The organism is Bradyrhizobium sp. SPXBL-04, assembly GCF_051853035.1.
Classification (GTDB): Bacteria; Pseudomonadota; Alphaproteobacteria; order Rhizobiales; family Xanthobacteraceae; genus Bradyrhizobium; species Bradyrhizobium zhanjiangense.
Genome location: NZ_CP182472.1, coordinates 1,930,599 through 1,954,282 on the forward strand (window position 1 = coordinate 1,930,599; position 23,684 = coordinate 1,954,282).

Sequence of the window (23,684 nt, forward strand, 5' to 3'; positions counted from 1 at the left end):
TCACGCCGCGAATTTATAGTCTGAAACAGGTGCGAGAATGGCCCACAAGGTTGATCCCATCACGCGGTCCGTCGTTCAGCATCGATTGAGCTCGATCGTTGCGGAAATGGGCGAAGCAATGCTTCGCACATCCTATTCGCAGATCCTCAACTCGAGCCGGGACTTCTCTTTGGCCATCTGCGACGTCAATTCCCGGCTGATCGCCCAGGCCGACCACATTCCGGTCCATGTCGGCGCGTTGCCCTGGGCGACACGCGCGGTGGAGGAGCGCTCTAAGGATGTCGCGCCCGGTGACGTCATCCTGATGAATGATCCTTATCACGGCGGCAGCCATTTGCCCGACCTGACCGCATTCGTGCCAATCTTCGACGGCGGCCGCAGGCTGTTCTGGAGCATCGTGCGCGCGCACCAGAGTGATATCGGCGGCGCAACATATGGCGCCTATAATCCAAGCGCGACCGAAATCTGGCAGGAGGGGCTGCGCATTCCACCGATCAAGCTCTACGAGGCCGGCCGACTGCGTGAGGACATTCTCGATATGCTGGCACTGAATGTGCGCAACGCTCACGATTTCCGCGGTGATCTTGCTGCAATGATTGGAGCCGCGCACATGGGCGAGCGGCGGATGGGGCGGCTGTTTGCCGAGTTTGGCGCGCCGGTGGTCGAAGCCGCGATCGAATCGATCCTCGATGCCGCTGAACAACAGACGCGCGCCGTGGTCTCGACCTGGACGGACGGCGTATTTTACGGCGAGGCATTCCTCGATGATGACGGCCATGGCCGCAGCGATATTCGGATTGCAGCCAAGGTCACCAAAACAGGCAGTCAGATTGAGGTCGATCTGTCGGAATCAGACCCGCAGAGCACGAGCTTTGTCAATTCGTCGCATGCCAACATGCATGCGGCGGTGGTGATGGCATTTGCTTACTTGATAGACGCCGAAATCCCAAAGAATGCAGGCGCATTGCGGCCGCTCACCGTCCTTGCCAAGCAGGGCACCATCGTCTGGGCGGATCCCGGCCGGCCGGTGACGCTATGCACCAGCCATCCATCAAACGAGATCGTGGAGGCGGTGATCAAGGCGCTATCTGCATCTTGTCCGGACCGAGCCATGGGTGGCTGGAGCCGGCGCTTCCGAATCGCTGTGCAGGGCGAGGATCCTCGCACCGGGCGCAGCTTCATCTGGCATATGTTCCAGGCGCGTCCCGGTGGTGGCGCTTCGTCGCGCGGTGACGGCTGGTCCTCGATCGGCGAATGGCACACAGTCGGTGGCCTCAAGTTCGGCAGCATCGAAGTCGCGGAGGCACGTTTTCCCCTTCACTTCCGCCATCATGAATATCGTCCCAATTCAGGCGGCGATGGTCAATTCCGCGGCGGTCTCGGCGTCGAACTCCATCTCATCTTCGAAACCAGCAAGCCGGCGCTCGGCAACACCGCGGGTGATGGTGCCAGGCATGGTGCCTGCGGCATGCTGGGCGGCAAGGACGGTGCTCCGCATCACTATCGCCTGCTCTCGGCGGATCGGCCGCCGCATGTGCTGCGAACCAAGGAAGTCGGCATCGAGATCCATCCGGGAGATTGCCTCGAAGTGCGCTCGTCCGGTGGCGGAGGGTGGGGTCCACCCGAGCGACGCACGCAGCAGGCGCGCCTGCGCGATGAGGTACAGGGCCTCGTTGGTCCAGGAACAACGACAGAAGTGGTTCAGTAACGATGTTGACGATTGGCATTGATGTTGGCGGCACCTTCACCGATCTGGTCGCGATAGGCGCGAACGGGACCACCGTGTTCGCGAAATCTCCTTCCACGCCACAGGACCAGTCGATCGGCGTAATGACCGGGCTCAACGAGCTCGCGCGACGCCTCGATATGTCGCGCGCCGAGATGTTGGCGACGACGCAGCGGCTGGTGCATGGCACCACAGTCGCGACGAACGCGCTGCTCGAACGCAAAGGCGCAAAAGTCGCACTGCTGACCACGGAGGGTCACCGCGACGTCATTGAGATGCGGGAGGGTTTGAAGGGCGATCGCTATGATCTGCGGACGCCACCCCCGGTGCCGCTGGTGCCGCGCGAACTCCGCTTCGGCATTCGCGAGCGGCTGCGGCCGAATGGCGACGTGCTGCTGAAACTGGACGAGGGATCACTCAGTGAGGCCATCGCTGCCATCCGCGCCTCTGGCGCCACTTCGGTCGCGATCTGCTTCCTGCATGCCTATCGTAATCCCTCCCATGAGATCACGGCAGCAGAGCGGATTGCACGCGAACTGCCCGGATTGAGCGTGTCGCGCTCCAGTGACGTGTTGCCACAGATCAAAGAGTACGAGCGCGTATCCACCACGGTCGTGAATGCCTATGTCGGTCCTGCCGTGCGGCACTATCTGACACGGCTTGAGCAACGCTTGTTCGAAGCGGGGTTCAAGGGGAGCTTGTTCATCATTCTCTCGCATGGCGGCATGGCGCCGATCGAGGAAGCCGGGCGTCTCGCGGCGGCGACCGTGCTGTCAGGTCCTGCAGGCGGCATCTCCGGTTCCCGCAGGTGTGCGGAGCTGCTGGGATTGCCGGATCTAGTGCCCTTCGATATGGGGGGCACGAGCACCGATATCTCCTTGATCGCGGACGGACGCGCGACGCTGTCGGCTGATGGCGGGCTGGCGGACCAGCGCATCGCGCTGCGCAGTCTGGATATCGCCAGCATTGCGGCGGGCGGGGGCTCGATCGCCAGTGTCGACGCCGGCGGCAATTTCCATGTCGGCCCCGAAAGTGCCGGCGCGGTGCCGGGCCCAGCCTGTTATGGCAACGGTGGTACGCAGCCGACCGTGACCGATGCAAATATCGTGCTGGGTTATCTCGATGCGACCGCCTTCATGGGGGGACGGCGTCCGCTCGATCGTGCGGCGGCGGAAGCAGCAATCGATCGCCTCGCAGCTTCGCTTGGCGTGACACGCATCGAGGCGGCTGCCGGCATCTATCGGCTCGTCAATCTAAAAATGGCAGACGGCATCCGACTGATGACCCTGCGTCGCGGCGTTGATCCGCGCAAGTTCGCGCTTCTGAGCTTCGGAGGCGCCGCAGGCCTTCACGCAGCCGAGGTCGCGCGCGAGCTCGAGATCACGCGCATCATAGTGCCTACGGCAGCCTCCGTACTCTCGGCGTGGGGGATGCTTACCAGCGACTTGCGGTATGAGGTCAGCCGCACTCACCTCGAGACAGGCGCCCGGACGACCGCCACTGAGATTCGAAACATCTTTGCCGATCTGGACGTGCAGGCAACCGAACGGCTCCGTAGCTGGTTCGACGGGCCCATTATGACGGAGCGGTCCGCCGAGATGCGCTATGGCGAGCAGGTGTTCGAGATCGATGTACCACTCAGCGACGTCGACTTTAACGCGCCATCCTTGATCGCCGAGCTCGAAGAGCGCTTTCATCATCGTCATGAGGAACTTTATACTTACGCCTCGCGCGATCAGGAGGTCGTATTCGTCAACGCACGGCTTGCCGCTGTTGGGGCCGTTCCTCGAATTGAACGATCCGATAAGCCAATGCCCATGTCCGAACCAACTTTATCCCCTGCAGGCAAACGTCAAGTCTTCTTCGGTGCTTGGCGCGAAGTGCCGGTCTATGCACTGGAGAAGTTGCGTTCCGGGCACGTGCTGGAAGGCCCCGCGATCATCGAAGCGGAGACGACGACAATTGTGATCAATGGTGGGGATCGTGCGACGATTAATGCGCTGGGATGGCTCGACGTTGACCTTAGGTGTGCGAAAGTGTAGGCGCCAACTGCGGATCTGACAGTGTTGGTAACTGCTGTTTCTAGATCCGGTGGTCTGCCCCGCACGTCATTCTGCTAGGGATTCTCGGATTTTGCGGACCTGAAGCTGAGCGCATCGCCCCGGGGCGATGGATTTAGGATTGGGCCGGTTGGTCGGCAGGATACCTGCATCAATCGACGTGTTCACGGGCCGCGCAAAGCGCGCCACGGCCGACGAAGACGTCTTTCGCCGTGGCGCGATGACGCCGCAGCCTATCGCACGCCAGAACCAGAGAATATGCGGACGTCTGCAATTGTACGCTGCGTCCGTCGGGACAGCGGTCATCTTTATGTGCTCTACCCAGCGGACCGGCGCGATGTCCGCAATTGGAGCAGGATGCCGGCGAAGGCGGCCAGATGCTTCTGGGGATGCTCGCCTCGTCGGTCGCTCGAGGCGTAATAGACCGCCGCCGAGAAGGTTGGCTAGCTAATAGGCACGTGGCTCCCGTGCGGGCAGCGGAAGGGTTGCCCGGATGCCCCCATGGCGTACGGCTTATAGCTGTCAAGTTCAGGCTGAGCGGAGCCTTCCGCTGGCCGATGATGGCGGCTTGCCGTACACTACGACGTTATGCGGCCTTCAGATGAACCGAAGCTAGCTCGCTTCACGATCCGACGCGACGCGCTCGGATGGACGGTGGTTGATACCCTGACGGGGCGGGTAGCATGCCGAGACAACGTCACCCTCACTGGTCTTTCGATGGAAAAGGCTGACGACTTGGCCGACGCGCTCTCGTGGATCTACCGCAACGCCTCGCAGGGCCAGCAGTAGCGCCTAAAGCAATGCGGTGCCGCCCAGTCAGTTGGCAGTTACAACCTCAAGATAGTCAAAGTGCCAAGGTTTCGTGGCGCGGAGCTGATAGAGCGAGATAGCATCGGCCGAGACCGCAATACATTCTCTCAGCTCGATGTTTCTCCATTTCCTATCCTTGAAATAATATTGTCTGAAGAGGCTCTTGACCAAGCTCGCAGCCTTAGTTGCTGTTGCGGCGGCTCGAACAGGATCTTCCGAAACATTATACACGAGTAAAATGGAGAGCGCGTACGGGTCATCCGGTCCCTCGTGAACTACAGCTTTGCCTGTGTCGATGTCGAACAGCACCGCCAACAGATCGGTTCCGGTGCCCTTAATGGCGTTAGCAATCTTCTTATGCGTTTCGGCAGGCCGTTCCTTGAGCCGACGGTCAAACTCATCTGGAAAGATAGACCGATGATAACGCGACGATAACCAAGATTGGAGCGTGAAATGCTCGTCCTGGGTTAGCCTCACGTCCTGCTGAGGGGCCTCGGCCAGCAACAATTCCTTCTTGATGGTCTTCTTATCACTCGCAAGAAAATCAGCAATCATTGAAGCCGCACCAGCCGAGAAGGTTAGATGCAGCCGGCGAGGGCTTTTGCCATTTGTGTAATGGCCGTCGACAGCGTCTATCTTGCGGCCGATAAGGATTTCGCACACCGGCTCTACGGCCGCACTCTCCAGCACGTCGCAGTCGTGTGAGATGAGCATGGCAATTGCGTCATCAGCATCCGAAGCGAGCAGCCCAAGCTTTGCAGCACTCGATGCGCTTAAGACGCAGCCTTGCTCCCAAGCAGTATCATTCCGAGTTTCTTGCATTCGTCATGACTTATCGACCAACCTCGGAATTCCGTGCCCGAGCAGGTTCTGTGATTTTCGATCAGCAAACATTTTGGCCAGTGCGCTCCTCTGTTCGGCCTCCAACCGAGCCAGCTCGACAAGGGCGTGCGCTGCTGCAACTCCACTGCCTCCCCCGGCAATTACGTCCAAAAGCGTTTTGCCACCGGCCATTTTGCGCCTGAGGAAGAGCGCGCGCTCTGGCAAATTTGCAGCCGCGATCACGTCCGATGCTGACTTCAGCTCCATCACTTTCGCCAGGTTCTCAGGCTTGATGGCGCCGCCGTCTAACCAATTATATAAGGCTTGGCGAGACACTCCTAAGCATCGAGCTAAATCTGCCATCGACAGGTCTAGCGTCGATCTAATGTTCTCAATGTCGGAGGTGATCGCCGGTACCTCTTCGGGCTGGGTGTCGCGCGGCTTGCTAAAGATGTTCTTGCTCTCGCGAAGCGCATGGTAAGCTGGCGTGTAGTCACCGCCCGTCCCGACACTTAGCAGCATCGAGAAGGTTACGAGAGGGACCAAAACGCTCCCATTCCAATGATTGGGAGTCGTGCGGTCCACTTTTTCAATCCCAAACGCTGAGGGCATAGGGTGTTACCGTCTGTTCAAAAGATCGCCCGATATCAGTGTGCAGCGAATCGAGTGCTTTTTCTATCCGATTCAACTCAAAATCGTCACGCTCTTCAGTCCAGCTATCGGTATCAATCACGGCGTACTGTCCGGAAATTTGATGCGAGAAGCGGTCGGGCAGCTGCAACTGGAGAGGCTGCAGGTCTTCTGGGAAGGCCAGCCCTCCCTCTTTTTGGCTAATCACGATCGATCTACTTACCAGTGTCGAATTACCGTTCACCGTTCTTGTTTCAGAGAGTGAATGGGCAAGTTGCCGATCTGGAAAGCTGCTACTTAGACCTAAAACACAGGGGCGAAGATATTCGGAGACGGTCTCCCCGGACCGAGGAAGCACAGCGTCCAATACACGTATGCCAATCCTCTCGGAGTAACTTAGAACGGCTTCCTTATGAACAATCTGAAGACCACTAAGAAGAGCCGCTAGGAATGGAGCGAAAGTGTCGTAGTCAGTTGTTTGAAAGGTTAGCCAAGACTGGTCGAGAACGAAGGCTGAGGTCTTCCGGGCGTTCCCGAACAGATAGCGCGTAACAACCGCAGTTTTCGGCACAGCCGCTCCCAGCTCCAGATGTGCTATCTGGACCTTTTGAAAGTCGGGATAGCCGGCCTTTCGCAAGCTCTCTTGGATAGTAGGAATATAAGTGTCGAGAGCCGCCAAGGGGTTGAACCTGACTTGAGCAAGCGCGAAATAGATCGGCGCATTTTCCATCTTCTTGCCCACGGCCACCGCTCCACTGTTCCACCGTTAGTTGACGCTTCGATTGTCACTTTACAAGTTACTTTACAGTTGAGAAGCCAATTTTTCTGAATCCTTTTGGCCAAGGAACAGCGCTGAGCTTAATCGGGCGAAGGAGATGGGACACATCCTCTGAAAAATGCAAATGATTTCAATGCGCTAAAGGAGTGGTCGACCAAATCCTCTCCTGGCAGCCAGGAACGTTGCCCTCGCGGGCCGAGTTGCTTGCTCTAGCCGCGCCGCGGGCGAAAGTTTCGTGCTCGGTCACTCGCAGAATCCTTCCGCAGGGGCCGGCGTAAGGGCAGACCTCGAGGCCGTGGCGGCCGACAGCTAGTTCTCCGTCCTATCGGCAAATCCGGGTCGATGATCCGTGATAAATCCGTCGGGCTTGGCTTGGTAAAGGTGATCAACCGGTCTGCTCTCATCGAGGGGGTCTCGAATCACCGGCAAGGCTGTTCAGCCGGCCGCTGGCACTGCTGGACAAGTCCGGTTTTCGTGGGCTGGGGGATTGGGACCCCATTCGCCGGCACCGCGAGCTGGCTGCGGACGTACAACCGGCGACGGGTGGCGCAGCAGTAAGGCGGCTTTGGCGGCTATTCGACCGCAGTGCGAAGCCACTGTATGTATGCTCAAACCCCTCTTAGCCTCTCAAAATGTGACCTTTAGCCTTACGTACGGATAGACTGCAAAGCCGTTCCATCTCAGGATCTTCACAGTGGAAAACTGTTGTGTGCCCTGCAGGACGCCGCTGAGTTGGACGTAGCTGTTTGGCGTCCAGTCTGCTCGAGCTGACGCCTGTAAGATAAGATCGTCACGACCGCCGGGAAAATCTGTGAAATGCCGCCCTTGAATGTAGCCGCCGGCTGACGTGGTCAGGCCAGTTACCGGCGTTTGCCAAGTCACGCTCCCAGACAGCCTGGAGGAGAAATTTTGCTGGCTGGCGATATCCGAGAACGTGAATTCGCCCTCTGCGACGAAAGTACCCGCGACGCAAAAAGCTTCCTGGCCTTTCGGACCGCAGATTGTCCCGGCCAGATTCTGATTGTTGCGAGCCCAGGCGACTGAAGGCGTGAAAAGCTCCACTTGGTAGGGACTAAATCCAGACCCGTAGACGGTGCTGGAGGCAACCGAATAGCTCATTACGTCGGACGTCGTCGTGCCGCTCGTCTTGCCGGGGACGACGAGACCGAGAACTTGGTTGTAAGTGGCGTTGTTCACCAGGATGTCGACGTTCTTTGTGAACAAGCGTGCATAACGCTGGTCGCTCACGCCGCTCTGCAGGATGAAGCTATCGGCAAGACCGACAGGAATATTGACGGTAAGTAGGCCCGTGGTGCCAAAAACTGTGTCGCCCACGTGGATAGGGGTCTTGCTCGCATTGTTGTCGAACACTGACTGCGTCGAAACGGATGCCGTGACGGTGGTTTCTCGGGGCTTGGTCGTTACGACGTGCTCAGTAATCACCTTCTTCTTCTGGACTTTGCGGGTTTCGCGGTCCTTGATACCGTACGTTTCGTACGCCCTTTGAACCGCCTCAGCGTCCGCCGGTAGCATCAGCTGCTTCTCGGCGAGGATCTTTTGAAGGCGACGGCGTCGCTCCGCAGGAGGCACGGCAACGGTCTCCGTCGTCGTGTAGGTCTGAACCCTCGTTTTCGTTACGACTTCGGTCTGCGGAAGGTCTGGCTTACGATCCTTGGGAGGCGTCAAATTCTCGATGCGAACCTGTAGATTCGGGTCGACCTGAGCAATCGCGGCGGTAGAGTAACCGGCCAGTGCGGCAATTGAGCCCAGTAATATGAACGTGCAGCGCATGATCGACTCCTGCAAAAATTTGAAACAACACTCGCGAAACTATCAAGGACGCGTACAGATAATGCTCGCGCTCGTGGCCTGGATTTGGACGGCAGACAGCGGCAGGGCCGATCCGCTTGTCGGCGGAGCCGAACCCAACATTCAAAACCGAATTGAGCAAACAGTGCCAAGTGCGACGGACCGTTTACTCAACGATTTGCGCGAAAGACCCTCGACATATTCTGGCCCCGCAAAAAATCTGCGTACCCACCCCTCTCGTCGTCGAAACAACAACACGAACACCCGGATGCGCTAGACTGATGCAACAGCTTTGCTGACATCAAGATTGTGCTGTGCTCCGCCTCAAGTTATAAAGCCATGGCACCAGTTCAAGTAGAATTATTGTCCGATACGTACTTTTCCTCATCGTCCGCTTCTTTGCTCGCATTGTGAGTGTTCATCATGCTCAGCTCCCTCTCGTCCGCCTGCAGGTACTTTTGCCTGCTTGCACTGCTTTGGACTGTCCTGCACCCAATTTCCTCGTTTGCTTGGGGATACAAGGGTCATCGCGTGGTCGGATCAATCGCTGATCAGCTGTTGACCGACAATGCCAACCAGCATGTCGCGCAGATCCTCGGGTTCGACTTGAAAACTGCAGGCCCATGGCTTGACTGCGTAAAGAGCGTCATGCGCAAAGCCGACGGTACTTTTTCCTACACGATCGACCCCAATCATCCGGAATACGAAGTGTCGTGCACGTCCTTCAGGACGCCGGATGAGCAGCAACGGATGGAAGACTACGTCGCGCGCAACTGGATACAATGCAGCTATATGACGTCTGGCGTGGAGCGCGGATGCCACAACACCTATCATTTTGATGATGTCGCCGTGCAGCGTGATCGCTTCGACCGAAAGCCCACGATCTGGTTGCAGCGACGAATGCTGCGATAGCCGTGCTGCTTGGGAGCCGTTTATCTGGACAGTGCTGGTCACGTTGTCGACCCGGACGTGACGCACACTGTGGATCCGGCAACGGAAACGGCGGGTGGTAACCTGATCACTGATGATCGCAAGAACTTCCACGCAGAGTGGGACGACATCCCCGGAGATCTCGGTGAGGCAGCGACCCCTGAGCTTCTTGCCACGGCTAGGGGGGTGCCGGCAGATCATGGCCGACTTGAAAACTGGTCGGCGAGCTGGGCAACGGACACGCTTCTCATTGCGCAAGAAATGTTTTCAAGCGCGAGCTATGCGCCTAGCGGCAGCAAATGGACCGTTACCTTCCCGGATCGAGACGCCTATTTGCGCCGAGCTGACGGTGTGAAGCGGCGGCAATTGGCCAAGGCGGGGGCAAGGTTGGCTGAGGTGCTGAACGCAATCTGGCCGTAGATCAGGTATTTCGAAGTGATCGGGAGGATCATTGGCATCGTGAAAGAGCCGCTTGAGAGTTCGCCCTTCTCTCCTTGTCGTGCACGCTAGAGATGGATAGTTCATCGCGTGGCGCGAAAGCCTAAGTCGCTGCAGTGACTTCCGGCAGAAGTCCCTGCGTTGAGAGGATGCGCGAGTCAGTCATGCGACCGAGCTACCTCCGCAGAAGGCGATGGCAGCATTTGATAGACCTTGGACGCGATACGCGTGAGGTAGGCTGAAACACTTGAGCAGGCTTTTCGATCGATGATCGCGATCGCGGCTTTCTGGTCGAGGAAATGCAACTCGATTCCTGAGCAGGTTGGAATAGGGTGGCTCGTCGGCTTAAACGAGTGATTGTGTTTCTGACGTAACAGGGAAACACGCTCAGCCCCCGAAATGAATGGACGTCGTTTCGCAGTATGAAGCAGGAGGTAAAGCTCGAGGACCGCGGAAATAAGCCGACGCGCGAGAAGCGGAAGGAGCTTTCTCTGGGGCCGTTGCCCGTCGCCAAGATCAACGCAGCCTTAGAGATGGAACTGGCGACGGGAGACGTGGTCTTCAGCGTCGGTGCTCAGGTTCACGCCGAGCGTCGTCATCCCAAGGAGTTTCTACTCTGCTTGCCATATCTATCGGGGATCGTGACCGACCCGCTCTATATCGGGGATGATCACAAGAACCCTGGAATCGAGCTGATCAGCCGAGTTGTTGCGGCCGATAGCATGGTTCTCGTGGCGATCAACCTCGACCGGGACGAGCACGGTCGCTACCACGTCTTGAGCTTCTATCCGGTGAAGGCCGAGAAAATCGAAAGCCGGCGGCAGAAGGGTTTTCTAACGGTTGCCCCAAACGTCTAGGGCCCCGCCATTCGGCGGAGCCCCAGATCGTTAGAAGTTCGGGAAATGAGCTTGCCAGATGCCAACCTGGATCTCTTCACCTTTCGGCTACTTTGCCTCGCAACCGCGAGGCGCGTGAGGAGGCCGTTCTCACCTCAAAATCACTTCCCACACACATAACCCTACAGGGTCATCCTGGTTCTTCCAAGGGAATTTTTTGATAGCCCTGCGAGGTTAGGTTCCTTTCGTAACATGGGATTTTTTCGGCTAGTTTTCAAGAGGTTAATGAGCCTCCTAGGTGTTCGGCCAGTCCCCGTCTCCTGGTGGGTTCTCAACTCGTTCGGAACTGCTTCGCGCTGCCCCTTGCGGCCGGAACCAGGCCGGGCTTCGTCCCCGGGACCGCACAACCGTTCCCCTCGCGCTCGGGCATTCGGTGACCGTCGCCGCGGATGACCGAGCGCGGCCATCCCCTGAGCACGAGGAGAATTGACCTGCCGGTTCGCTTCGAATGACCCGGTCTATCCCTCCTTTGCGCCCGGATTGCGCAGTCACAGCAGGGCGGGCTGCCAGGGCACATCCGAATTTCTACCGGAAGCCGAATTCGCGGCCCGAGAGGGACGGCCGGCCAGCCCGATTATAGTCTGCTCCAGCCGCTTGCATCGCCACGTGGAGCCTAGTCACGCGCGATGAATGCAACCTCGCCCCCGAGTTTCGCTCAAGCGTTTTGTAAATGTCAAACCAGAACGTCGACTTTGCTGTGAAGTGTCTGACGCAGACACTCGGGCGAAGACGATTAGACATGCTCAGAAGATCGTCGCGGTCGAACAGGCCTTTCGCACAATCTGATCCATACGCGCGCAGAGCGATGGATCAGATTGTGACAGAGCGAGAGGCTGATCTTCACGAAATTGATGATATCTCGATAGTACTTTACGCGCTGATTGTCATATCGGGCGATGGCGCCGCTGACTGGCGAATGCCACTTCATCGAAGTTCGCGCCGTTCTTCTCTACCAGAATTGATAGTGTCTCGAACCTCGTCAATGCTGTAATAGCCTAAGGCGCTCGGTGCACTACAATGGAGAGGTGCAGAATGATGAACGTAGCGGACCTGCTGGACGTCTCGCGCTTCATTCGCAGCTATGACGCCGCTGCCGCCCAAAAAGGCATCAGGCTTTCGTTGGGAGCCGACTTTCACGAGTATATCTCGATTACGCAGGCGACTCCAACGAAGGGGCCCACATATCCCAATTTCCGACCGGACCGCTCGCCAATCAGATCAGGCGAGGGCTTCTGGATGGCCGGCGTTGACAAGAATAACCAAGTAGCGGTTTTGCAGGCTGTTCGACTTTATGATCTTTCGCGCAGCAACTTTGCAGAGCATCTCGAATCGCTAAAAGCGTTCTACGCAGACCCGGCCAAACATGCCCATCGTCAGGACGTGTGCAGTTGTGTTGCACCGAGTGCGAAGACGATGTCCGGTAAAGTGGCTTATCACGGCGACGGCTGGGTTCGACAGGACTATAGAGGAAAGGGGGTGTCCAGGATCATGGCAGCAATAGCATTCGGAGTGTCCTTTGCCATGTGGGCTCCTGACTTCATATGTGGACTGGTCGCGCGCTGGATAATCGATAAGGGCGTCATTTCACAATACGGATATCTGCACCATGAGAGAGGCGGGTCGATATTGCGGCTGGTGGAAGAGGAAATCATCGACGATGATTGGCTGATCTGGCTGACCGGCGACGAGTTAAGGAGCCGTGTTGTTAGCCCGGAGAAGGCCGGGCTCTTGCTGGCGTCGTGACCTTCGGCGGCGCATCGGCATCCATAAAAGTCAATTCTGACCAGCCCTCGCGCCCAGGGCAGGACCATTCGCATTGCAGGTCTCGGATGAGAGAACTCGTAGCCTTCGTTAGTCTTACCAACGATGCTGAGCATGCAAGTTGCCGCACCTGCTGTATAACGGCTAACTTCTTGGTCGGTGATCTGGGAGGACAGCGCAGATGCGGACTTGATCGCGAACCCAGCTGACCGACGTGCGAGAAAAAAAGATGTCAACGGCTGAACGCCCGACAACACGCGAGGTGCCACTCAAGCCGACGGAATCGGCGTTGTTGTTCATTGACGTACAGAACTTTTGCGTTCGACGTGATGGCGGCGAGTTCAAGGATGTGCCGGGCGCCGAGATTGCCGGCAGGTACGGCTATTATTTTGATCGATTGAAAAGCGTTGCCATTCCCAACATGCAGCGCTTGCAAGCGGCGTTCCGTGTGGCGGGCATGGAGGTACTTTATACGACGATCGAGAATCTCACAAAGGATGGTCGTGATCGTGGTCTGAACTACAAGATCGTGGGCTTCAACGTCCCAAGAGGTTCATGGGATGCCAAAGTCATTGACGAGATTGCGCCTGGCGATGACGAAATCGTGTTGCCGAAATCGTCTTCGAGCGTCTTCGTATCCACCAACATCGATTACTTGCTGCGCAATCTGGGCGTCAAACAGCTGGTTTTGGCGGGCGTCGTTACGGACGAGTGCGTCGAATCTGCCGTGCGTGACGCTTGCGACCTTGGCTATCTCGTGACGCTCGTGCCAGATGCCTGCGCCACCTACAGCCAGGAGCGGCATGACAACAGTTTGCGAGTGACCGAGGGGTATTGCCGTCAGGTCTACACGAACGCGCTGATTGAGGAAGTCGGTGCGGCTTGCTGACCTGCGGCGCCCGGCAACAGGCGCTCACGATCAGGAATAAGGAGTTCCAGGCGACGCTTACGCGTGCGATGCTCTCGATGGTGACGACTGCTGCCGCAGCACTCGACCAGAATCGACGCTACCATCAAGACGGTTTGTCGGAGTTGCAATCAGCTGCGCACGCAGCAAGTTATGGCGCGTGATCACCGATCCTTTCCAGAATTCGTATTTTTCTGGAGGTCAGCCCGCACGGACAGCATCCCTCCGGATCAGCCCATTCGGCGTAATCGCCGGTCCGGAGCCGGACAACGGGCATGCGGGAGCGGTGCAGGTTCGAAATAACGAGCTCTGTCGCTCTCTCATCATTCCGCGGATTGAGCTCCGCGTAGACAAGGCCTTCATGAAGGTGGTACTCGCCAGGGCCGCACGAGGAGCATTGGAAGCCCAGCGCACCGTGATCTGGTGTCCCAAATACCGAGTGGAACGACAGATCTTCCCCGAATCGCTGCACGAGTCTCGATCGAAGCTGCCCGGACAAGGGCTCGCGGCCTCGAACAATGTGCCTGATCCCGTCGTAAGCCAGACCGCCAACTTCCATGTACGACAGCAGTGGAAGGAGAGCGCTCACAGATCCAAGGATTGCGGTTGCCCACACCGCTCGCATGATTTCAACATTCTCTCGTCCTCTCTTGCAGTCCTCGACGGGTATGATCGTGCACGCCGTTCGTGACAAGGCGTACAGGTTGCAATAATCCGCCTGAGATGTCCCGCTCCGCGATAGTACGAGCACCCTGTCGTCACAGGTGATGCCTGAAAGATGGTACGCCTTTCCATCGAAGCATGCATTGTACAACATCTCTTCATGCGTTCCGATGAGGGGCCTTGGTTTCCTCGGCGACCCTTCTGTGAAAAGGACAACGTCAGAGCCAGGGCATGATCGGCCGGCTTCCGGCGGAACGGACGAATGCAGATGCTGGAGGTGATCGTAAGCGTCGCTCACGCCCACCGTTTCCCAAGACAGATCGATGTTGGCCAACGTCGGTTGCGCGAACCCTGCCGGGAATTGATGGCGCGTGCCAGGATGTCGGATTGCCCTGTGCCATAGCCTGAGTAATGACCGCCGATGGTAGTCAGCGCGGCTTTGAGCAGGAATGAAGTCCACGTCAATCGGGTTGACTTTCGGGTCCATGGGCGTTCTCAGGAGGGTCACGGCGTGAGTATCGTTTTCCGATGCGCCTTGCAGACGCCGGCATGAACTGCACGGCGCTGGAACGCTCTGTATCAAGGGGACGATGCGATCTGCGGTGTTCGCTCAGTGGGGAGGCGAGCCCCATTCTGAGAGATGTCGCTGATCTGCTGTTCGAGGGAAGCCTGGCCGCGCTGTCAAACTCCAGGTGAGGCTGACTGCAAACAGGGACCTGCCACGCGCGGTGACTCGTCGACCCATTTGCCGGCGTCGACATCGGCCACCAGTTGGCCGTAAGCAGAAACCATTGGAATGATGCCTTCGTGCAGCTGCACTGCAATCATCAAGCCAAAAGTGCCGGCGATAACGGTCCGTCCTCACCTGATGCAAAGTGGTGCGCGCTCTAGTTTTCAGCACTTTCCGGCAAAACCGTACCGGCAAAGAAACGTCGAGGATTGTCCTCCAGGATTGAGACGATATCCGTTTTGCTGACGCCGCGGGCACGTAGCATCGGGATGAAGTCGGTGAACATGTAGGTGTGCTCTTTCCAAAGCCTTCGTGACTTCAATTCTTCGATTCTGGCGATCTCCTCGGAAGTCAGCCGGAGCGCCGAAGGCTTGCCAAGGTAACCGCAGAGGCGATCCATGCTCAACATCACCTGCGAGCGAAAGCCATCGCGCACGAGCTTCGCCACATTGCTGGCGCGAACCTCGTCAGGCTGGAAGTGGTTTGCCCCGATTTGATCGAACCCGATGTAAGAACCACGATCGACGATCCGTCGATGGTAAAGGTGATCGGCGTTGCTGCAGGAATGACCGATGAGGCATCGATGGGCGGCAACGCCGCCGATCGCGAACAGCTTCAGCTGTTCGGGCCCCGCGCACCCATCCGTGGTATGGGTAATGATCGGCACTCCCGTCACCCTCTGTGCTATACAGGCGGCGGCGAGGAATTTCTTCTCTTGATCGGTGACAGCCGGCGCGCTCGTTGAGACCTTGAGGGCGCCCGCCTTCACGCCAGTCTCGCCGATCCCATGGGTGATCTCGCGGATATAGAGCTCCGCGATCTCATCTTCGGTCCGGGCGCGCCAGTAGAACGGCAGCCCCCTTTCCTCGTAGTAGAATCCGGTGGTGCAAATGATCTGCATGCCGGCTTTTTCAGAAACTTCTTTCATCAGGGTGACGTCGCGGCCGAGCTCGATTGGACAGGGGTCGACGAAAGTACGTACGTCATGGTCAGTACGCAGTTGCACCAGCCGCCGGACAGCCTCCGCAATCAAGTCCGCACGGCTGAATCTGGCGAGCGGATCGAACCAGGCGCCTGGAAAGGCGATGAACAGGTGCTCATGCATCAGGGTGCGTCCGAGGCTCTCGACCGGGATCGCCCCCGTAACCGTCTCAATCATCATGGGCACCACTTCTCCTTACGTGCTTTTTTTCGCCCGCATATCGGTTGCTTCCCGGAAGCAGGCACTCGATCGTTTTGGGCTGCTGTTCTGCCCGATGGCGTCCATGCGCCCCATGTCTCTCTTTGCCTCGACATTCGGATGCCGGGAAAAATGGAGGATTGGTGCAGATACCAATTGAAGAGCGGCCCCCATGGGCGACTCGCAATTGAGCCGGCGGTCCTGCCGAAAAACGCCGCCTCGCCAGCTGATCAAGGACGACGTCCATCGCCCGGTCTCGTTGGGGCGCGTCGCGACCTTGTTACGGTGGCGCAGCCTGGCCCTAACGCCATCCCTGCTTGTCCTTTTGCTGCAGTTGCGGACAGAAACTGCAGAACGCGCTTGTTTTGGTCTGCCCTTGCCGCCATCCCTCGTGACGCAACACGACATGGACCCGGCGATCGCCGTTGCGAAGCGAAGAGGGAGTGTTCGTTCCACGGCATCTGGCAGACTCGGCTCGCATCACGAGCGCAGATGCCTGGAGAGGACTGCATCGACAAGGGCCCGAATGTAGATCCGGTTTCAGCGAAAAGGCTCAATGGCTGCGGCGCTCCCGATGACGAATTGACCTGAGTTACCCACGTGCATGAGTTGGGCCAGATCCTGTCGACGAAGACTGCTGCGAAACGTCGAGGTAATTGTCGCGTTTGCAACGACTTGTCAGATTCCTGACGGTCAAAGGTCTGTTTCCGAACAGAAGGCACCGGCGTGCCGCGCGAGCTCCAGATAAGCCGCAGTATCGAGAATGCGGTCGCCCGGCTCCCATCGTTGCGGCAGTTCTGCTCGCCTTTGGCCCGGCTCCTCTCCTTTCAGCTGCGGCAGCGCTAACCCTTCGAGATCATGTCCATGCATGGCTTGATCAGGGTATGTCCGCTCGGACTGGAAAGACGGCCGTACCAGCCCCTCGATGGCCAGCTCGATCGAATGAGCGATGGAGCGCGATGGCCAAGGTGCAGAAAATTCCTGGAAGAGTTCTCGGCCGTCATGCGCCGTGTACTGGCCGTGCGGTAACAGACGTGCACGGGCCGCTCTCGCGGGAGGCCATGTGGTGCTTCGGCCTGGCGTCCTCCCGATCATCTCTTAATGGGCTCAATCGTGAGGGCGAACGCGTCGCCGGCGAGCCCTACACTGGCTGCAACTTTCAAGTAGACGACCGCTCCAGCTACTCTCATACAACGTTGCCAATTATCATTCCCGTGCCAAAAATTGCTGATGCGGGAATCCCCGATCGGATTGCTGATGGAGCCTTTGGTCCTTCAGTAGACTTGCTCATACAAGCTACAGATCTCCTGTTGAGTTTTTCCCTCCACGAACGCCATCTCTCCCTTCTTGTGCTTTGCGTATGTCTCGGCGAACCCGACCGGAAACCACGCGGTTACCATGGGATTCGCCAGCAAGAGATCAAGCGCTTCGGGCAACGATGTGGGCAGGCGGCAGTATCCACGTGTCGCCAAAGCTGATGGATCGAGAAGTGAGAGGTCCTCGGTGGTTGCGTCCGGTGTCGGCAGTTCGTCTTCAATGCCCTGGACGCCAGCGTGTACGATGGCGGCGAGTTGCAGGTGCGGGCTCGCCGTGGCGTCGGCAGCGCGAAATTCAAAATTGAATTGAGCTGCCTTGGAAACATCACTCAGGTCAGAAACGGGGCAGATCCGGACTGAAGCCTCACGGTCGCGGAAGCCGAGGTTATTGAAGGCCGCGCTCCAGCGATGTGGTGTGAGCCGCAGGTAGGACACGACGCTCGGCGCTGTAATCGCGACGATCGCGGGAAGATACTTGAGGATGCCAGCAACAAATTGGCCTGCGGTCCTGGAAAGCTCATGTTTGCCGTTTGGATCCCACGTTGCCGGCCTGTCGTCATCGAGGAAGCTGAGATGGATGTGAACGCCGTTACCCACGCCGGCCGGGTCCCTGATCGGGGTGAATGTGACGTCCTTCCCGAATGCGTTGGCAACCAGGCGGACGAGCTCGCGCAGTATCGCAGACTGATCCGCTATGGCGATCCCCCGCGACGGTCCCATCGTGACTTCATACTGCCCCGCGCCAAATTCTTTCATGAATGTGTCCGGCTCCAGCCCTGCGGCGCGCATCGCTGCCACAAGTGCTTCGGCCAGGCGTCGCTCGATGCGGAAGCCGTTAACGCTGTAGGCCTCCCCAATGCGACCTGCATCATTCCGGAACTGGAATTCGTGTTCGAAGGCCCCGAACAGCGTCAGGCCTGTCACTCGATCGAGGCGATCGAGAGCACCCCTCAGGATCGAACGGGTGCAGAATTCCCACGGCCTGCCATCAGTGTGACGAATGTCACCCAGCGCGAAATGCTCCGCCGGCAAATCCTCGCTCAGTTGTACGCGCACCCTTGCAGCTTCATCGGGAATGAGGACGAGATCACCAAGCGAGCCAAACGGGCTTTCCGCAATGGTGTCGAAACAGGTGATCTGGGCGTTCGTCGGCGTCCAGCCAATGCCCCGCTTTGCCCGCTTGTCGAGCTGCGAAGCGGGGAACGCCTTGCCACGAACCTTGCCGGCAAGATCCGTGCAGCAAGCGATCAGCATTTCCTCAGCGATCATCTTTTTCCTCCGAAGGCTGACCCGGCGGCACCAGACGAAGTCTGTCCCAGGCCTCCAGCCGTTTCTTCGTCGTCGACCAGTTCGATTCCGATACCTTGACGATCAAGGCCTCGACGAGGGTCAGTGCGCAGACGAGCGTGTCCCACGCTGTTTCAATTTCGATCGGCAGGGCAACAACATGGTCGCTATGGCGGGCTATTGGCGACATCCACTTGTCAGTGATCAGCACAATCGACGGCCGGCATTCCCTTGCGACGATGTCGGCAAGCGTCTGCAGGTCGGGCTGATAGCGGCGAAAGTCGAACAGGACGAGGACATCCTGCCTGCGGATCGCCAGCAGCTGGTCGGGCCAGTGCTCGGGATTGGGTGGAAGATGATAGACCTTCGGTCGAATCTGCTTGAGGTGCACCGACAGGAAGCGGGCGATGTTGTCACTGACCCGCCCGCCAAGCACGAAAACTGCCCGGGCGGGATCGGCAATGAGCCCAAGGATCCGGTCGAACTGCTCCTGCGGAACGCTGGCGCTCATCTCATTTAGCCGGTCGGAAGCCCGCCGGGCGTAGTCGGCCAGAAAGGCACGACGGCTGCCCGGCTTTTCAGTGGCCTTGAGCTCCAGGGGCGAGCGTCGGCTTTCGCGCAATTCTGCTATCAACTGGCGCTGAAACTCCTGATAGCCGGCAAAGCCAATCTTGGTGACGAAGCGTGTGATCGACGGCGCACTGACGCCTGTACGCTCGGCCAGCTCCTGGATGGTCTGGAGAGCGCCGAATGGATAGTCCGCGAGCACGGCATTGGAAATCTTGCGCTCGCTGGCAGTCAAATTGGCGCTTTCACGCCTTATTGTTTCACGCACGGTCATGATGGCTGCAGAAGCTGATTGGCGGAGAATGGGATGCGCACCGACACTATCGATTATGAAAAAAAATAGTCAAACAAAAAAAATAGTTTGACTTTGATTGAGAATTTTTGTTCATGCGTGCACCGTTTATGGCGGGAGATCCGCTTCGGTGTTATTGCCGCGGGTGTATCCGAGATCTTTGCACGTGCGCGGTCGACGTGTCGCGGGCGAGGCATTTGTCACGAAGACCAACAGGTAGGTATCATCGTTTGCCGATCGTGCGTCCAAGTCGCCCATTCGACTTCCGTGCTGCGGCGCAGTCACTTCATCAGCGGAGTGCCACGCGGCAAAAACGACAGGATCACTGCCTGACTTTGCTCGGGAGGCAGCAGACGGCGTTTGCCTGGTCCAGAGCAGGATCAAACAAGCAGAGTAACTGGTGAACATGCCCCCGAGACAGCTTGTCTTCAATGGCAAAACCATCACAGGCAAGCCTGGCGTGCACGACAACCGGTTTCGCAAATAGACGCTTTGCCTCCGTCCAGGCAAGTTGGCGGCGCCTGCTCCAAGCCAGATACAGCAAAGGGTCGGCTTGTCGAAATCCGTCGAAAAGAGCGCCCAAAAAGCGGGATTTGAGTGTCGACGGGAGGCTCTTTGCATTATCAAGATTCAGACATTGCGATACTTGGCGAGCTTAGCTCGCAAGGATCGAGATGCCAGGAGACGGACGTACCATGGCTGACCGCGTGCCCGCCGGGCTCGACGTGCGTGATCGCTCCGCAGATGCAGCTCTCAAGCCGGGGCGCAGCACGCACCGGTTGCTTCAGCGGCCTGGTCCCGGGACGTACCCCTGTGTCAGAAATGCGGTGCTGGCGAGAGTCTCCCTTCAGGATCTCGCGGCAATAGCGAAGTTCCTCGAGCCGGTCGTCCTCAACGAGCGCATGGTTCTGCAGGAGCGGAAAAAGCCTCCTGAGTATGTTTACTTCGTCGAGTCAGGGCTCGTCTCGCTAAGAATTGTCGCAGCGGGAAGCATCCTTGAAACTGCAGTGATCGGATATCAGGGGGCGGTCGGTGCCTCGTACTTCACGGGAGGACATCTTTCGACGGTTGAAGCTGTTGTTCTCTTTCGTGGAAGCGGGCACAGAATTCGTGTCGAGGACTTGCATCGAATGATGAACGAGCGTCCTGAAATCGGGGGAAGCCTTTTTCGCTACGCTCAGGCGCTAGCCTTGCATTGCGCCCAGACAGCATTATGCGCCGTTCGGCACCGTCGCGAAGAGCGGCTTGCGAGCTGGCTATGTCTGGCGAGTAACGCTGCTGGCACTCATGTACTTCCAGTTACCCATGAGTACCTTTCGTCTGTCCTGGGATTGCGCCGCGCCACCGTAACGGAAACCCTGATCCGGTTCGAAGAACAGGGATTGATTCGCAAGATGCGCGGCGTCTTGCGCATCGATGAACGCAGCGATCTCGAACGGAGGGCATGTGGCTGTTACAAGCTTGTTTCGGAGGCTTATTCTTCGTCCGGGTCCGTGATCTCAGGGGAGGGGGCAGCCGACTGAAAAAGTCACTGCAGACGTTCTGCTCCAGCCTTTCGACTCTTGACGAAACTGCCTCGTGGCGGCGTCACCTGCGCGCAGCCGATTGGTGCGTGACGTTATATGCCTTCCCTGATAGCTCCGGACGTCCGAACATTTCCGGATGGTCGGGCAGCATTATTTTCGACGGCATTAATCCGTACGCAACGTACGAAGTGCGTCCTGCATGACGACCAGCTGAGCACTCCTCACGTGTACACGCTTGCTATCTCGTCAGGCTGGAGGCGCAGCCCGGTTTGTCACTGATCTCCGCGGGTCATACCGACAAGTCAAGGCAAGCTGAGTTGTCGCGTCCAAATGTCTGCGGCTTGTCCAGGGATCGGCACGCACCGGATGAAGAACACCCGATGCACGGATCGCGAGAGGGGGCAGCTACATCAATCCTCGCGCGGAGCCGCAATTGGAACAGCAAAGCCTACCTTGACGCGGTCCATGATGACCATCGTCTTGAAGCCCTTGATGTCCGGGTTCTCATAGAAGAACCGCCGGGTGAACTGCTCATACTCTTCCATGGTAGGGGCGGTGACATACAGGACAAAGTCGGCCTCGCCGGTGACGTAGAAGCCATTGACGACGTCAACAGACGACTTGATCGCCTTCTTGAACCTGTCGATGATATCCGAACGCTCCCGCTCCAGGTTGACCAGCACGAGCATTTGAATGGGCCTTCCCACCGCCTTCGCAGAAACGATCGAGACGTCGGCCTCGATGATACCTTCCGAACGGAGCCTCTTCAGTCGTCGCTGACAGGCGGTCGCGGAAAGGCCCGCCATTTCGCCGATCACCTCGGATGTCAAACGATTGTTCTTCTGCACGATCTCCAGGATTCGAGCGTCTATCCGATCGTACTGCATGTCGTCTCCAGCCTTGAGGTGAGTTTCGTCGCAAAATGCCTGCGCGATGCAGGAAATCATCCTAGCGTCAGGAAATGCGACGCAAAGTCTCATGCTGCACCAGTATCCTGAATGCACAGGAAACTTCAACAACATGTCCGATTCGGACCGTCGAATGGCCCTTGAAACCACCCGGCACAAAAGCCCTAATTTGCTCGGTCTTGCAGCCAGCTACCTGCAGGACCTGCGTCGTCGCGATTTTCTGGCAGGAGACGCGCTGATCGATGGCCGCTGGGTTGCGAGCGACCAGAGGGACGTGGTGGTCGATCCGGCGACCGGGGAAGAGATCGCGGATGTGGCTCGTTGCTCAGCTTCGGATATGAGTCTCGCGATCGCGGCAGCTGATCGATCGTTTGCTGCGTGGCGAAGGTTGTTGCCAGCAAAGCGTGGAGCGCTCCTCAGGTCCTGGGCGTCATTGATGCTCGACCATTCGGAAGAGCTCGCCGTCCTGGTGACGAGCGAGCAGGGCAAGCCACTCCAGGAGGCGCGCCAGGAAATTGCATACGGCGCTGGGTTTCTCGACTGGTTTGCCGCAGAGGGCGAGCGTGCATACGGCGAGACAATTCCGAGCCACAAGGCAGGAAGCCTGCTTCAGGTGCGAATGCAGCCAATCGGCGTGGCGGCGGCGATTACTCCGTGGAATTTTCCTGTCGCGATGATTACTCGAAAGGCCGGGGCCGCTCTTGCGGCCGGTTGTCCAGCCATTGTGAAGCCCGCGCCGGAGACGCCGCTTTCTGCGCTTGCCGTGGCCAGGCTGGCTGAAGAGGCCGGCATCCCGCGCGGCGTGTTTCAGGTGGTGATTGGTCATCCGGTCGAACTGTCGACGCCGCTGTTGCGCGATTCGAGGATACGCACCCTTTCATTCACCGGTTCTACCGAGGTCGGCCGTCTGCTTCTCGAGGGGGCGGCCGACACGATCAAGAAGGTCTCGCTGGAGCTGGGCGGGCATGCCCCTTTCCTCATCTTTGATGACGTTGACCTCGAGAAGGCCGTCAACGGGGCGATGGCCGCGAAGTTCGCTACGTCAGGCCAGGACTGCCTGGCCGCCAACCGCATCTATGTTCAACAAGGCATCTACACCGCCTTCGCCGAGGCTTTTGCTGCGGCGATGGCTAAACTGAAAGTCGGTCATGGTCTCGAAGCTGCAACAGACATTGGACCAATGACCAGGTTGTCGGTCGCCAACAAGTGCAGGGCCCAGATCGATGATGCCGTGAAAAAGGGCGCCCGCATTCTCTTTACTCATCAAGGTGCCAGTCTGGGTTCGAACTTCGTTCCGCCGACATTGCTGGGCGATGTCACTGAAGAAATGCTGATTGCGCGTGAGGAGACGTTTGGACCAGTAGCTGCCGTACTTCCGTTCGAATCGGAAGAAGAGGTCGTGGCCCGAGCCAATGCCAACGAAATGGGGCTGGCCGGGTACATCTACACGAACGATCTGCGTCGGGCGCTTCGCCTTTCCGAGCAGATCGAGTGCGGCATGCTCGGTATCAATACGGCCTCGTTCGCTGGGCCGCCGATTCCGTTTGGCGGGTGGAAGCAGTCCGGCCTCGGCCGCGAGGGCTCGCGGCACGGTTTGGCGGAATACATGGAACTCAAATACGTCTGCTTCGGCGATCTGGTGGCTTAG

The 23,684-nt window shown here is 58.2% G+C and carries 18 protein-coding genes; 10 read left to right on the forward strand and 8 right to left on the reverse strand.

The features are described 5' to 3' along the window. Positions 1–37: 37 nt before the first annotated feature. Both ACNJX8_RS08960 and ACNJX8_RS08965 read left to right on the forward strand, forming a co-directional pair. On the forward strand, positions 38–1,708 hold the full coding sequence (locus tag ACNJX8_RS08960) for a hydantoinase B/oxoprolinase family protein (protein ID WP_439360311.1): 1,671 nt from the start codon (positions 38–40) through the stop codon (positions 1,706–1,708). 2 nt (positions 1,709–1,710) lie between these two features. Next, a complete protein-coding gene (locus tag ACNJX8_RS08965; RefSeq protein ID WP_439360312.1) occupies positions 1,711–3,768 on the forward strand; it encodes a hydantoinase/oxoprolinase family protein in 2,058 nt (685 codons plus the stop codon). Positions 3,769–4,602: 834 nt separating this feature from the next. On the opposite strand, the gene ACNJX8_RS08970 is transcribed toward ACNJX8_RS08965, so the two are convergent. From ACNJX8_RS08970 to ACNJX8_RS08985, 4 genes are all read right to left on the reverse strand, one after another. Beyond that, the gene (locus tag ACNJX8_RS08970; protein WP_439360313.1) at positions 4,603–5,418 is read right to left on the reverse strand and encodes a hypothetical protein; all 816 of its coding nucleotides are present in this window, start codon (positions 5,416–5,418) and stop codon (positions 4,603–4,605) included. Between the two features lie 3 nt (positions 5,419–5,421). Continuing rightward, positions 5,422–6,003 (reverse strand): helix-turn-helix domain-containing protein, encoded by a 582-nt coding sequence (locus tag ACNJX8_RS08975; RefSeq protein ID WP_439360314.1) that lies wholly within the window; start codon positions 6,001–6,003, stop codon positions 5,422–5,424. Positions 6,004–6,007: 4 nt separating this feature from the next. Then, positions 6,008–6,790, reverse strand: a complete 783-nt coding sequence (locus ACNJX8_RS08980; RefSeq protein ID WP_439360315.1) for a TIGR04255 family protein — start codon at positions 6,788–6,790, stop codon at positions 6,008–6,010. A gap of 663 nt (positions 6,791–7,453) precedes the next feature. After that, a complete protein-coding gene (locus tag ACNJX8_RS08985; protein WP_439360316.1) occupies positions 7,454–8,617 on the reverse strand; it encodes a hypothetical protein in 1,164 nt (387 codons plus the stop codon). A gap of 441 nt (positions 8,618–9,058) precedes the next feature. On the opposite strand from ACNJX8_RS08985, the gene ACNJX8_RS08990 reads away from it, so the two are divergent. The 6 genes from ACNJX8_RS08990 (at position 9,059) to ACNJX8_RS09015 (ending at position 14,258) form a co-directional block, all read left to right on the forward strand. Beyond that, on the forward strand, positions 9,059–9,547 hold the full coding sequence (locus tag ACNJX8_RS08990) for a S1/P1 nuclease (protein WP_439360317.1): 489 nt from the start codon (positions 9,059–9,061) through the stop codon (positions 9,545–9,547). Positions 9,548–9,556: 9 nt separating this feature from the next. Then, a complete protein-coding gene (locus ACNJX8_RS08995; RefSeq protein WP_439360318.1) occupies positions 9,557–9,985 on the forward strand; it encodes a hypothetical protein in 429 nt (142 codons plus the stop codon). A 440-nt stretch (positions 9,986–10,425) separates the two neighbouring features. Then, the gene (locus ACNJX8_RS09000) at positions 10,426–10,860 is read left to right on the forward strand and encodes a hypothetical protein (RefSeq protein ID WP_439360319.1); all 435 of its coding nucleotides are present in this window, start codon (positions 10,426–10,428) and stop codon (positions 10,858–10,860) included. A gap of 1,071 nt (positions 10,861–11,931) precedes the next feature. Next, on the forward strand, positions 11,932–12,642 hold the full coding sequence (locus tag ACNJX8_RS09005) for a hypothetical protein (RefSeq protein WP_439360321.1): 711 nt from the start codon (positions 11,932–11,934) through the stop codon (positions 12,640–12,642). Positions 12,643–12,889: 247 nt separating this feature from the next. Continuing rightward, a complete protein-coding gene (locus ACNJX8_RS09010) occupies positions 12,890–13,549 on the forward strand; it encodes an isochorismatase family cysteine hydrolase (protein WP_439360322.1) in 660 nt (219 codons plus the stop codon). 178 nt (positions 13,550–13,727) lie between these two features. After that, on the forward strand, positions 13,728–14,258 hold the full coding sequence (locus ACNJX8_RS09015) for a hypothetical protein (protein WP_439360323.1): 531 nt from the start codon (positions 13,728–13,730) through the stop codon (positions 14,256–14,258). Positions 14,259–15,117: 859 nt separating this feature from the next. On the opposite strand, the gene ACNJX8_RS09020 is transcribed toward ACNJX8_RS09015, so the two are convergent. The 3 genes from ACNJX8_RS09020 to ACNJX8_RS09030 all read right to left on the reverse strand — a co-directional run bounded on the left by ACNJX8_RS09020 (position 15,118) and on the right by ACNJX8_RS09030 (position 19,584). Continuing rightward, entirely contained in the window at positions 15,118–16,122 is a 1,005-nt protein-coding gene (locus ACNJX8_RS09020; protein ID WP_439360324.1) for a phosphotriesterase family protein, read from the reverse strand. Positions 16,123–17,414: 1,292 nt separating this feature from the next. Further along, the gene (locus tag ACNJX8_RS09025; protein ID WP_439360325.1) at positions 17,415–18,725 is read right to left on the reverse strand and encodes a glutamine synthetase; all 1,311 of its coding nucleotides are present in this window, start codon (positions 18,723–18,725) and stop codon (positions 17,415–17,417) included. Beyond that, on the reverse strand, positions 18,715–19,584 hold the full coding sequence (locus ACNJX8_RS09030; protein WP_439360326.1) for a MurR/RpiR family transcriptional regulator: 870 nt from the start codon (positions 19,582–19,584) through the stop codon (positions 18,715–18,717). Before ACNJX8_RS09030 ends, ACNJX8_RS09025 begins: the two co-directional genes overlap by 11 nt. Positions 19,585–20,297: 713 nt before the next feature. Between ACNJX8_RS09030 and ACNJX8_RS09035 the strand changes: the two genes are divergently transcribed. Beyond that, positions 20,298–21,125, forward strand: a complete 828-nt coding sequence (locus tag ACNJX8_RS09035; protein ID WP_439360327.1) for a Crp/Fnr family transcriptional regulator — start codon at positions 20,298–20,300, stop codon at positions 21,123–21,125. A gap of 413 nt (positions 21,126–21,538) precedes the next feature. Here ACNJX8_RS09035 and ACNJX8_RS09040 read toward each other — a convergent pair whose 3' ends face one another. Next, positions 21,539–22,015 carry an Lrp/AsnC family transcriptional regulator gene (locus ACNJX8_RS09040; RefSeq protein WP_439361852.1) on the reverse strand — a complete coding sequence of 159 codons (477 nt, stop codon included), beginning with the start codon at positions 22,013–22,015 and terminating at the stop codon, positions 21,539–21,541. A 190-nt stretch (positions 22,016–22,205) separates the two neighbouring features. Between ACNJX8_RS09040 and ACNJX8_RS09045 the strand changes: the two genes are divergently transcribed. After that, positions 22,206–23,684: an NAD-dependent succinate-semialdehyde dehydrogenase gene (locus ACNJX8_RS09045; protein WP_439361853.1), complete on the forward strand. Its 1,479-nt coding sequence runs from the start codon at positions 22,206–22,208 to the stop codon at positions 23,682–23,684.